The 13541-nt window shown below is 24.7% G+C and carries 10 protein-coding genes; 9 read left to right on the top strand and 1 reads right to left on the bottom strand.

The genetic code is table 11. The features are described from left to right. Positions 1-4 precede the first annotated feature (4 nt). The 9 genes from GXM21_RS12180 to GXM21_RS12140 all read left to right on the top strand — a co-directional run bounded on the left by GXM21_RS12180 (position 5) and on the right by GXM21_RS12140 (position 12962). Entirely contained in the window at positions 5-1720 is a 1716-nt protein-coding gene (locus GXM21_RS12180) for a phosphoadenosine phosphosulfate reductase domain-containing protein (protein ID WP_008539332.1), read from the top strand. A 20-nt stretch (positions 1721-1740) separates the two neighbouring features. Beyond that, positions 1741-2631 (top strand): DUF4007 family protein, encoded by an 891-nt coding sequence (locus GXM21_RS12175; protein ID WP_008539333.1) that lies wholly within the window; start codon positions 1741-1743, stop codon positions 2629-2631. Positions 2632-2647: 16 nt separating this feature from the next. After that, positions 2648-6274 carry a DUF6079 family protein gene (locus GXM21_RS12170; protein ID WP_008539334.1) on the top strand — a complete coding sequence of 1209 codons (3627 nt, stop codon included), beginning with the start codon at positions 2648-2650 and terminating at the stop codon, positions 6272-6274. Between the two features lie 11 nt (positions 6275-6285). Continuing rightward, positions 6286-7431, top strand: coding sequence for an aminotransferase class V-fold PLP-dependent enzyme (locus tag GXM21_RS12165; RefSeq protein ID WP_008539335.1), 1146 nt, complete (start codon positions 6286-6288; stop codon positions 7429-7431). Between the two features lie 12 nt (positions 7432-7443). Beyond that, positions 7444-9630, top strand: a complete 2187-nt coding sequence (locus tag GXM21_RS12160; RefSeq protein ID WP_008539336.1) for a DEAD/DEAH box helicase family protein — start codon at positions 7444-7446, stop codon at positions 9628-9630. Next, on the top strand, positions 9620-9781 hold the full coding sequence (locus GXM21_RS12155; RefSeq protein WP_008539338.1) for a hypothetical protein: 162 nt from the start codon (positions 9620-9622) through the stop codon (positions 9779-9781). The genes GXM21_RS12160 and GXM21_RS12155 overlap by 11 nt, the downstream gene beginning before the upstream one ends. Before the next feature lie 9 nt (positions 9782-9790). Further along, a complete protein-coding gene (locus GXM21_RS12150; RefSeq protein ID WP_008539340.1) occupies positions 9791-11785 on the top strand; it encodes an AAA family ATPase in 1995 nt (664 codons plus the stop codon). A 10-nt stretch (positions 11786-11795) separates the two neighbouring features. Next, a complete protein-coding gene (locus GXM21_RS12145) occupies positions 11796-12329 on the top strand; it encodes a hypothetical protein (protein ID WP_008539341.1) in 534 nt (177 codons plus the stop codon). Between the two features lie 165 nt (positions 12330-12494). Next, positions 12495-12962: a low molecular weight protein-tyrosine-phosphatase gene (locus GXM21_RS12140; RefSeq protein ID WP_008539342.1), complete on the top strand. Its 468-nt coding sequence runs from the start codon at positions 12495-12497 to the stop codon at positions 12960-12962. Between the two features lie 48 nt (positions 12963-13010). Here the strand turns inward: GXM21_RS12140 and GXM21_RS12135 are convergent, their stop codons facing one another. Next, positions 13011-13382, bottom strand: coding sequence for a RidA family protein (locus tag GXM21_RS12135; protein WP_008539343.1), 372 nt, complete (start codon positions 13380-13382; stop codon positions 13011-13013). Positions 13383-13541 lie beyond the last annotated feature (159 nt).

The raw sequence follows: 13541 nt of genomic DNA, 5'->3' as shown, positions 1-13541 counted from the left end.
AAGAATGTGGTGTAAAACATGTAATATAGAGACTAATGAAGATTATTGTCCAATTTGTAATACTAAGACAATAGAAGATATTCCAGCTAAAATATATTGGTGTCCTGATTGTAGAATACCTATAATACAAGATGAAACACAAGCAAACAAAGGAATATGTCCAGTTTGTAATACTAAAATAAAATATATGTCAGCAGATTTGAGACCTGTTTTTCCAGAAGAACGTTTATTAATAGAAATATTGTTGGAGAAAAAACCAAATCAATTTATAAAATCATCAGTTTGGGCGTCTAATAGTAGATATTATATTGATGGGAAATCATTTATTTTACCAAGTAAGTTATTTAATAAAATAAATGTTGATGATGTAATAAAAAAAATAGATAAATATATGGAACAGAATAATTATATATTTTTTGATAAATACATTGAGCGTTTTATTAAAGCTAATATATTACGATTAAATGCTTTGAAAGAAGAAGCTTTTTTATTTATAAAAAATGTTTCTAGTAAATATAAAATAGAAAATATAGTATTGTCTTTTTCTGGAGGAAAAGATTCAACAGTTACATCAGATATTGTAATAAAAGCTTTGAGTAATCCTAGATTAGTTCATATTTTTGGAGATACTACATTAGAATTTCCATTTACTCAAGATTATGTATCTAGATATAGAAAGGCACATATGATGTCAATCTTTAAAATTGCTAAAAATCGTGAACAAGATTTTTATAATGTATGTTCAGATATTGGTCCACCAGCAAGAATGATGAGATGGTGTTGTTCAATGTTTAAAACAGGACCAATAACTAGAATTATTAATAATCTGTATAGGAATCAACAAATTTTAACGTTTTATGGTGTTAGAAAATCAGAATCTGTTAGTAGAAGTAAATATAATAGAGTAGAAAATAATGCAGAATCAGTTAAAATACAACAACAAACGGTGGCTTCACCAATATTTTTTTGGAAAGATATTGATATTTGGTTGTATATTTTTAGTGAAAAAATTGATTTTAATGATGCCTATAGATTAGGGTATGATCGTGTAGGTTGTTGGTGTTGCCCAAATAATACACAAAGGGCACAATTCTTATCTAAAATATATATGCCAGAACAGTCTAAGAAATGGAGAGATTTTCTTATTGATTTTGCGAGAAAAATAGGAAAACCAGATCCAGAAGTATATGTTGATACAGGAAAATGGAAAGCTAGACAAGGTGGAAATGGTTTAGTATCTGCAAATGATGTAAAGATAAAATTTACAAATTGCACAACAGAAGATAATGCTAAAATATATAAATTAGTAAAACCTTTTGATGATGAATTAATAGGGATGTTTACACCATTAGGAAAAATATCTAGAGATTTAGGTCAAAAAATATTAAATGAAATTTTAATATTAGATGTAAAAACTAATGTACCAATTATATCCATTCAACCTTTTGGAGAAGAAAAATATGAGTATGCTGTAAAAATAAAAACTATGAATGTAGCAGATCATGAAAAATTACAACGTATGATTCAATATCAAGTAAGAAAGTTTAATGCATGCAGAAAATGTTTAAAATGTGAATCTTTATGTAAAGCAGGAGCTATTTCTATTATCGCTGGAACATATAACATAGATTCTAATAAATGTATTAGATGTAAAATGTGTGTTACAGCAAAATACTTAGAAGGTGGATGTATGATGGATAAGTATTTACGTACAAAATAAATTATTTGGGGGTATAATTTATGAAAATGAAGTTTCGAGCTCATGATACTTTTTTTATACGAAAAGGTTGGCTTAATAAGGGAATGAAATATGTTTATAGAAAACCTAATGTTTTTGTAGATAAAAATGAAAATCCTATGGATATATTAGGTATTGGAGCTAATATGGTGAAGTCATTAAGATATTGGTTGCAAGTAGTAGGATTAACAGAAGAAAATAAATCAGGACAACGTATACAGACACTTACAGAGCTAGGAAAAAGTGTTTTTGTTCATGATAGATATATTGAAGAGCTAGGAACATTACATTTGTTACAATATAAATTAGCTACTAATAAAGAAAATGCAACAGCATGGTATTTTTTCTTTAATGAATTTTTTATGTCTGAATTTACTAAAGAAGATTTTGTGAGAAGTTTAGAAAATTTTGTTTTAATGAATGATGAAAATTTTTCTGTTGCATTGAGATCCTTAAATGATGATTTTTTATGTATTGTTAATACGTATTTATCAAGATATAAGACACATACAGGTAAAATATCCCCTGAAAATAATATAGATTGTCCATTAGGTGAATTAGGATTAATTGATATTTTAAATAAAGAGAAAAAGATATATAGAAAAACTACACCAATAATAAAAGATTTTGATCCATGGATTATATTAGCGATAATTATTGAACAATCTAAAGGAAAAAGGGAAATTAATTTGAATGATTTATTGATAGCACCATGTAATATTGGAAGAATTTTTAATTTAGATTCGATTAGTTTATTAGAGTTATTGCATAAAGTAGAGAAAATAGGAGAAATTAAAATTATTAGAACAGCAGGGTTAGATGTTATTCGTATTAATAATGATAGAACTTTTCAAGAATGTATAGAAACATACTATAAAAATATTGAAATATAAACTAGGAGAATTATAGATGAGTAAAATGATATCGGTTGCATCAGGATTTCAGTATTCTGTTAATATTGCATATGATTTAAATGATGATAATAAATTAAGAAATTTTATACCAACAAAAGTTGCATTAGATTTATTAGAAGATATTTTATTAAGTACAAGAAACACTTCAACTGATAGAGCAAGGGTTTTAATAGGAGCTTATGGGAAAGGTAAATCACATATAGTATTGATGATTTTATCAATACTAATGAAGAAAGATATATCTTTATTTGAAAGATTATTACCTGAGATAGAAAGTAATTCTGACAGATATAAATATATAAAAAATTATTATGATACAAATAGTAAAATATTACCTGTCATAATATCTGGCAGTAATACAAGTATACCACAAGCTTTTTTGTTAGCTTTACAGAGAACTTTGTCTGAGTATGATTTATTAGATGCAATGCCAGAAACAAATTATAAAGCTGCTATTAGTGTTATTGACAGATGGAAAAAAGATTTTTCATTTACTTATAATGAATTTATAGAAAAGATAGATATGCCTATTAATAAATATATTGAGGCTCTTGAAAATTTTGATATTAGTATATATGAAAATTTTGAGAAAATATATCCATCTTTAACAGCGGGAAGTACATTTAATCCTTTTTTAGGTTTTGATGTGGTTGAGTTATATGAAAGTGCATTAAAAGGTATTAAGAAAAAAGGTTATACAGGTATTATAGTTGTTTATGATGAATTTAGTAAATTTTTAGAAGCCAATATAATGGAAGCATCTGTAAGTGATACAAAAATGCTACAAGATTTTGCAGAAAAATGTAATAGAAGTGGAGAAGAACAATTACATTTAATATTAATTTCACATAAAGAAATATCTAATTATATAGATAAACTACCCAAACAAAAGATTGATGGTTGGCGAGGTGTTTCTGAACGATTTACACATGTCCATTTAAATAATAATTTTTCACAAACTTATGAAGTTATAGCTAATGTTATAAAAAAAGATCAATTATTATGGAAGATTTTTAAAGATGAACATAAAAAATATTTTAAGAATTTAATAGATCAATATAAATTTCATGCAATTTTTTCTGAAATAGAGAAAAATGATATAAATAAAATAATTTATTCTTCTTATCCTTTACATCCAGTATCAACGTTTATTTTGCCTAGATTATCTGAAAGAATTGCTCAGAATGAACGAACTTTATTTACATTCCTTTCATCAAATGGAATTTCAACATTGCCATCATTTTTAGATAAATATAATGATGAAAGATTTGATGTAATAACTCCAGATGTTATATTTGATTATTTTGAACCATTATTAAAAAAAGAAATATATTCTGAGGTAACATATAATGTATATATTTTAACAGGTATTATTTTAGATAAAATAGGAAATGAATTATCATTAGAAAGTAAAATAATAAAAACGATTTCTTTAATGTATATTTTAGAGCAGTTTGAAAAATTAAAACCAACAAAAGATGAGATAATGAATATTTTTTCAATAAATTATGATCAAAAAGATATAGAATTAGCTATAGATAATTTAATTGAAAAAGAATATGTTATTTATTTAAAAAGAAGTAATAAATATCTACAATTAAAAAAATCTTCAGGAATAGATATAAAAGAACAGATAAAAAACAAAATAGCTTTACAAACTAATAAAAATTTAATAAAAGATACGTTAAATAACATAAATTTTGATAAATACATGTATCCATCTCGATATAATGATGATAAAGAGATGGTAAGATTTTTTTCTTTTGAATTTATCAACTCTAGTGAGATAAGTAATGATACAGATTGGAATATTAAAAGTGAGTTAATAGAGGCAGATGGTGTAATATATGCTATTATACTAAATAATAATGATGATATTAAACAAATTGAAGATAAAATAATTATTACTAGTAAAAATGCTCAACGATGTATATTTATATTATTGAAAAATTTTAATGATATAACGAATGTAGTTAAAGAGTTTAATGCTGTATCTATATTAAAAGATAATGCAATAAATGATAAAGTTTTATTTGAAGAATATGATATTATTTATGAAGATTTAAAGGATGTTTTAATAGATTATATATTAGAATATACACATCCTGAAAGGTTATCTGCTAAGTATATTTATTTGGGTAAAGAACAAAAAATAAATAGAAAAGCAACTTTAACAGAATTATTGTCAAGTATATGCGATAAATTGTATTTTAGAACACCTGTAATAAATAATGAATCTATTAATAGAAATGAATTAACATCTATTGCAAATAATAGTAGGCATAAAGTTATTGCAGCATTACTTCATAATGAATTAGATGAAAATTTAGGTCTAACAGGTAATGGACAAGAAGTATCTATAATGCGTAGTACATTACTTAGAACAAATATCTTAGTAAAAGAAAATAATATTGTTAAAATTAATATGTTTCCTAAAGATAAAAACATAGCTAATTTGTTAAAAGTTATTTCTGATTTTATATTGTTTGTTAAAAATAATGGAAAAACCTCTTTTGAATATTTATATGAACAGTTAATATCATATAAAATGCATATTGGATTAAGAAAAGGATTAATTCCTATTTTTATATCAATAGTTTTTCATGAATATAAAAAGTATTTGATTGTTACAAATCAAAAAGGACAAGTTAATATAAATGCAGATACTTTATTACAAATAAATGCCAAACCAAAAGAATTTTATTTACAATATGCTGATTGGAATGAAGATAAAGAAATATTTATAAAAATTTTGTCTAAAGCATTTTCTTCTTTTATAGTAAAAGAAGAGATAAATAATAATTCTTATGATTATCTTGTATCTGCAATTAAGAGATGGTATGTAAATCTTCCTAAATATTCAAGAGAATTAAAAGAGTTACCTTCTGGTAAAAGACTAGATAAACAATATATTTCTTTTATTAAAATTTTAAAATATAATGTAGGTAGTTATGAATTATTATTTGAAAAGATGCCATTAATATTAGGCTTTGAAAATAAAATTAATAGAGATTTAGCTAATAAAGTTATTAATTTAAAAAACTACTATGATAATCTTTTAGAAGATTTAAAGAATGAATTAATTTATATAGTAAAACAAAAATATATATTAAAAAATAATGAAAAATATATAAAACAAATATCATTAACATCAGTTATAAAAGATTGGTGTGAGACACTTAATCCTAAAATATATGAGCAGTTATTTAAAAATGGGACAGAACGATGTTTGAAATTATTTAAGGAAGTAACAAATGATGAAACAGAATGTATTTCTAAATTAGCTAAAATTGCTACAGATTTAAGAATTGAAGATTGGGATTATCAAACTATTACTCGTTTTAAGGAACAATTAGAGATTTATAAGAAGACCGCTGAAGAATATACATTTAAAGATGAATGTAATTTAGAAAAAAATAGTAGAGATGTGAACTCGTATCAATTAACTTTTATTGATAATGATGGAAATAATATTATAAAAAGATTTGAAAAAGTAGAATATGGTTCTTTAGGAAAATTGTTATATAATTCCATTTGGGGAGAAATAGATTCTATGGGACAATCTATTTCAGAGCAAGAAAAAAGACAAGTTTTAATAGAGGTTTTAAAAGAACTTTGTTAGGAGGTTTTATAATGGCTTATTTTGATAATGCAGCAACAACGTATCCAAAACCAGAAATAGTATATAGTTTTATGAATGATTTTTATCGTAATTATGGATTTAGTGTTGGAAGAGGTCAATATAGTTTATCTCAAAAGGCTAATAATTTAATAATAGATACTAGAAATAAATTAAAAAATTTGTTGCATTGTCCTAATAAGCAAGTAATATTTGAACCTACGGCAACGATATCATTAAATCTAATCATACAAGGAGTTATTTTAAATGGAGCTAAAAATATATACATTAGTCCATTTGAACACAATGCAGTAACTAGAGTATTAAATTATTATGAAAAGAAAAATGTTATAAAAGTTCATACATTAAATGTTTCGAAAGATATGGAATATGATTTAATACGTATAAAATATCAATTTGATAAAATTGCACCAGATTTTGTTATTGTTAGTCATGCTAGTAATTCTTTTGGGCTAATCGCACCTGTGGAAAAAATATTTGAACTTGCTAAATTATATGATGCTATTACTTTAGTAGATATGGCACAAACAGCTGGTTTAATAGATTGTAATGTAGGATTATCTATTTTTGATTTTGCTGTATTTGCAGGGCATAAAACTTTATATGGACCAACAGGTATATCTGGATTTGTTATGAATCCAGATATACAAATACCAACTATTATTTTTGGTGGAACAGGATTTGAATCTGCTAATCAAGATATGCCAAATAATTTACCAGAACATTTTGAAGCTGGAACATTAAATATCCTGGGAATAGCTGGATTAAATGCGGCATTAAGTTGGATAGACGAAAAAGGAATATCTACATTATTTAAAACAGAAACAGAAAAAAGAAAAAGATTAATTGAGATTTTAGAGCAATTCTGGTTTATAAAAATTATAGGAAATAGAGAATCAGCTGGATATGTTGGAATTGTATCTTGTTTAATTGATGGAATTAGTAGTGATAGTGCTAGTAATATTTTTAATAAATTTAATATAGCTGTTAGAACAGGTTTACATTGTGCTCCTTTAGCACATCAATTTATGGATACTTATCCATCTGGAACTATAAGGTTTAGTGTTAATTATTTTACATCAGATAAAGATTTTGAAGAACTGGAAAAAGCTTTAGAAGTTATAGAAGATAACATGTAGAGTGTGGTTAAAATGAGTTTAAAAGATTGTGTAATAAAAACAGAATATAGATCTTTAATTGATAATGTAATCACAGAATTTTATATTCCTTTATTAAGTGAAGCTAAAATATATAGAAGAGCAGTAGGATTTTTTTCATCGACTGCTTTAATAGAAATATCAAAAGGTATATCTAATTTGGTATTAAATGGAGGAAAAATATGTATTGTTGCTTCTCCGCATTTATCAGATGAAGATGTTATGGCTATAAAAAAAGGATATGATGAAAGAGATAAAATAATAGAAAATGCATTATTACGTCAAATAACAACTAAACCGGTAGATTATTATTCATTAGAACGATTAAATTTATTAGCACATTTAATTTCAGATAATATTTTAGATATAAAAATAGCTTATATGGAAAAAGATGGTATTATTGGAATGTATCATGAAAAAATGGGTATTATAGAAGATTTTGAAGGAAATAAAGTAGTTTTTTCTGGTTCTATGAATGAATCTGCAACAGCAATGTCTGCTAATTATGAAACAATAGATGTTTTTTGTAACTGGAAGCAAAGTGAAGTAGAAAGAGTAACTCTAAAAGAAAAAGCTTTTACATCTATTTGGAATAATAATGAACAAAATATTAAAGTAGTAGAGTTTCCTAAGCTTTCTAAATTAATAATTGAAAAATATAAGAAAAAAACAGTAGATTTCAAAATAGATGATAAAGAATATATTAATTTAAAAGATGTAAATAGAGATGAAAAAATAGATATACAAATTCCAAAAGATATTTCGTTATATAGTTATCAAAAAGAAGCTATTAATAATTGGAAGTTGAATAATTACTGTGGTATTTTTGATATGGCAACAGGAACAGGTAAAACATATACTGCTTTAGCAGCTATTGAAAATATATATAATAATCTTAATAGAAATATAGCTGTTATAATAGTTTGTCCTTATCAACATTTAGTTGAGCAATGGGTTGTAGATATAAAAAAATTTGGTGTAAATCCTATTGTTTGTTATTCAGCTTCTCAACAGAAAAATTGGAAAGATAATGTTAAAATTTCTATAAAAAATTATAATTTAAATCTTTTAAACTTTTTTTGTATAGTAACAACAAATGCAACATTTTCTAGCAATTTTTTACAAAAGCAAATAAAATCTTTAAAGGGAAATATTTTATTAGTTATAGATGAAGCTCATAATTTTGGAGCTAAAAATTTAAATAGAGCTTTACTTGATAACATACCATATAGATTAGCTCTGTCTGCCACATTAGAAAGACATGGTGATATAGAAGGAACAGAAAGATTATATGCTTATTTTGGAAAAAAATGTATTGAGTACACTTTAAAAGAAGCTATTAATAATAATATGCTTACACCATATTATTATTATCCTATAGTAATTACTTTAGACGAATCAGAATTATCTAGTTATATTGAGTTAACAAAGAAATTAGTAACATCTATAAATCAACATAGAAGTAAAGATAAAAAATATATTAAGTTAAGTGATTATGAAAAAATGTTATTAATAAAGAGAGCTAGATTGGTTGCAGGAGCTAAGAATAAGTTAATAGAATTAAAGAAAATAATGTTAGATTATAAAAATAATAATCATATATTAGTGTATTGTGGAGCGACAACCATAAATGATTTTGATTATGACGAGAATACTATAGATGCAGAAGAGGTGCGTCAAATTGATGCAGTAACTAATATATTAGGTAATACATTAGATATGAAAGTATGTCAGTTTACATCTAAAGAAACAATAAAAGATAGAGAAAATATAAAAAAAGCTTTTGAAGATGGGGATTTTATTCAGGCTTTAGTAGCTATTAGATGTTTAGATGAAGGCGTAAATATTCCTAGTATTGAAACGGCATTTATATTAGCTAGTAGTACGAATCCTAAAGAATATATACAAAGAAGAGGAAGAGTACTTAGAAAATTTAAAGGAAAAAAATTTGCTAAAATATATGATTTTATTACCTTACCAATATCATTAGAAGAAGTAAATATATACTCTAATGATATTGTTAATAATGTGAAAGGTTTAGTAAAAAGAGAAATTATTCGTATGCAAGATTTTAATAATCTTTCAGAAAATCCATACATTAATGATGAATTAATATATGATATTTTAGCTTCATATGATATTAGGTTAAATGAAGAGGAGGTAGATAAAAATGTCATTTGAAAATAAGGAAGATGTAGATATTAATAAATTAAATCAGTTAAAATTAAAAGTTTTGTTTGAAGAAAAAAGAAATTTGAGAACAAGAAAAAAAACAAAAAATGAAATGATAGAATATATTCGTCGAGCAATTATAGATATAGTAAATGAATGAGGTGATAATATGTTAATAAAGTCTCTTAAATTAAAAAATTTTAGACAATTTAAAGGAGATATAAATATAAATTTTTCATATGATCCGCAAAAAAATGTAACTATTATTTTGGGTGATAATACATACGGAAAAACTACATTATTACAAGCATTTAGTTGGTGTTTTTATAAAACAGTAAATTTTGATCATAATCCTAAATTTTTATTAAATTATGAGCTTAGTGAAGAAATGCTTAATGGATCAACAAACATTGTAAGTGTAGAAATTATTATTATACATGAAAATACTGAATATGGAATTATTAGAAAGCAAGAATATAAAAAGATTAATGGAAAAACTGTATTAGTTAATGAGTTTCCTTTAAAAGTATGGTATAAAAATGAAACAGGTAATCAAGTGTCATTAGATGATTCTCCGGAAACATGGATAAATGATATTTTACCAAAAGATTTATCTACATATTTCTTTTTTGATACAGAACGTGTTAATAGTATTAGCCATAAGGAAAATGTTACAGAAGCAGTAAAAGGATTATTAGGTTTATCGGCATTATCAAAAACAATAGAACACTTAGGAACGAAGAATAGAAGAGATTCTGTTATAGGTAAATTTCAGCAGGAATTAGATACAGATAATGAACAAGATAGTGCTGAAATAGAACAAAAAATTCAAGATAATGAATTAAAGTTACAAAATATTGATGAACAGATAAAAGAAACAAAAAAAAATAAAGAAAAATATGAGAATAGAAAGGAAGAATTAGATAAAATCATTCATGCTAATGCAGATACAAAAAGAATGCAAGAAGATGAAAAAAGATTAGAAAATGAAATTAAAAATAATGAGAAGAATTTAGAAGAAAATAAAACAGAAATATATAATTATTTTCATAGATTAACAAAAGCATACTTTGAAAAACCTTTAATGAAAGAAAGCTTATCTTATATAAATACTTTGAATTTAAAAGATGATAGAATATCTGGTTTATCGGAACATATCTTAAGAAAGATATTAGATAGAGGAATATGCATATGTGGTAATTCTGTAAAAAAAGATTCATCAGAGTATAATTATATTTTAAAAGAGATACAAAAAATTTCAGGAGATAATCTTTATGATGAAATAAAAAAATTTAAATATGAATTAGAAATAAGAGAAAAAAATATTTATGCTAATATTGAAGAATTTGAAAAGAAGTATGAAAATAGATTAAGGTTACAAAAAAATATTGAAGATAAGATATGTAGGATAGAAGAAATACGTAAAACAATAAGAGATAAAGATGATATGCGAAAATATGAATTTGAGAGGGATGAATGTCGTTCAAAAATAAGATATTTGCAAGAAAAGATAGATATATTAAAAGAAAATAAAGGGAAATGTGAAAAAAGTAAAGAAATATTAGAAAAACAACAATCAAAATTAATAAGTAAAACTGATCATAATAGAAAAATATATAGATATATAAATTATGCTGAAGCTTTATTAGAATGGATTGAAGAAAATCAAAAAGAAAAAGCAAAAGAAATAAAAGAAAGATTAGAAAAAAAGGTAAATGATATTTTTAATCAAATTTATTCTGGCGAAAGAATAGTTAAGATTGATGATAAATATAAAGTGAATTTAATAACTAAGGTATTAGATAATGAATATGATACAGGAAAATCAGAGGGACTAGATAGGGTTAAAAATTTTGCATTTATTGGCGGATTAGTATCTTTAGCAAAAGAAAAAATAGTTAGTAAGGCAGGAGATGATTTTATAGATTTATCATCAGAGCCTTATCCGTTAGTAATGGATGCACCTTTTTCAAATGCAGATGAAGGTCATACGGCGAAGATTTCAAAAGTTTTACCAGATGTTGCAGAACAAGTGATTATGTTTGTTATGCAGAAGGATTATAAATATGCAGAAGCTTATTTAGAAAAAAGAATTGGAAGAAAATATAAGCTAGAAAAATATTCAGAAATAAAGACATCATTGATTGAATTAAATAATTTATAGAGGAATAATTATGGAAAGAATATGTTGGTTTAAAGAACAAACTGTTATAAAAGGAAAACATGCACAATATATGAAAGAACTAAAAGAGAAAAAAGTTTTTGGAAGATTATATGATGTATATTTACAATGTGCATTATATGGTGCGTGTTTTGATTTAAAAAGTGAAAAAGATGTTAGTGTAAGGGAAACTCAAAGTATATTTACAGATATGTTCAGTAATAATAGTGAATACTGTTTAAATATTTTAAAAATGGTTCTTTTACTAGATAATAGTTTAAATTTATCTAAAGAAGAGAAAATAAAAAGAGTTTTTTCTTTTAAAAATGGATATTATGCAGAAGAAAAAGCAAATGAAATGAAAGAGAATATAGAAATATTTAATTCATATTTTTATGGTGGAATAGAAGAAATTTATTCTCGATATTTTAAAAATTGTATAAATGATGATGATGTTATTGTGAAAATGAAAGCTTTAATAAAAGATTTTTATTTATTAAAAATAAAATTTGATGAGAAACAACTTTTAAAAGAAATATCTGATTGAATTTTCATACAATAGATTTATATTTTTTGTATACTATAGTGATAAAATTTTCTAATTAATATAATTAATAGGCTCTAGCTACCTACTAGAGCTTTTTCTTTTATTTAATAATTTTAAAATGATAAAATAGTTTTAATATAAAAGCTTATAAGGAGATGAGATATTTTGATAAAGATAATGTTTGTATGTCATGGTAATATCTGTCGTTCAACTATGGCTGAATTTGTGATGAAGGATTTAGTGCGAAAAGCGGGTTTAGCTGATAAATTTATAATCAATTCTTCAGCCACAAGTCGTGAAGAAATTGGCTGTGATACTCACTATGGTACAAAAGCAAAACTTCGTGAAATGAATATTCCATTTAGCAAGCGAAAAGCTGTGCAGATAACAAAACAAGATTATGATATGTATGATTATATTATCGTGATGGATAATAATAATTTACACAATCTAAGCTATATTATCGGTGAAGATACGGAGCATAAAGTATATAAGATGATGTCTTTTGTCGGTGAAAATCGTGATGTAAAAGACCCATGGTATACAGATAATTTTGATGAAACTTATGAAGATGTAGATAAAGCTTGTAGAGCGTTACTTGCTAAATTAATAAAAGAATATAATTTGGCATAAAAAAATAGGAATGATATTTTTGTATCATTCCTATTTTTAAGTTAAAGCTTATTTTTTAGCGATTACTTCTATTTCAATCAAGGCACCTTTTGGTAATTTACTTACTTCTACACAGGAGCGAGCAGGATATGGTTGTGTAAAGTAAGTGGCATAGATTTCATTTACTTTAGCAAAATCATCAATATTTGTAATGAATACAGTTGTTTTGATTACATTTTCCCATTTTGCGCCAGAAGCGTTGATTACTGCTTGAGCATTTTTTAAAGCTTGATGAGCTTGAGCTTCGATACCTTCAGCCATTTCGCCAGTAGCAGGGTCTAAAGCGATTTGACCAGAAGCGAAAACAAGATTGTCGATTTCGATAGCTTGGGAATAAGGTCCTACAGCACCAGGTGCATTAGTTGTTTTAATTACTTTCATAAAACTCACCTCAATAGATTTTAGTAAATGTAAATATGTATACTTATATACAATTAATATTTTATCATTAAATGGATTGTTTGCCTATGAAATAATTTTTTAGATAATTCAAGGTTAGAAATATATCTTTATAGTAAAATTTGATATAATTAGAGTTAT

Source organism: Megamonas funiformis (assembly GCF_010669225.1).
GTDB classification, from domain to species: domain Bacteria; phylum Bacillota; class Negativicutes; order Selenomonadales; family Selenomonadaceae; genus Megamonas; species Megamonas funiformis.
Note: the sequence above shows the minus strand (reverse complement) of the source record. Positions and strands in the feature narration are given on the sequence as shown.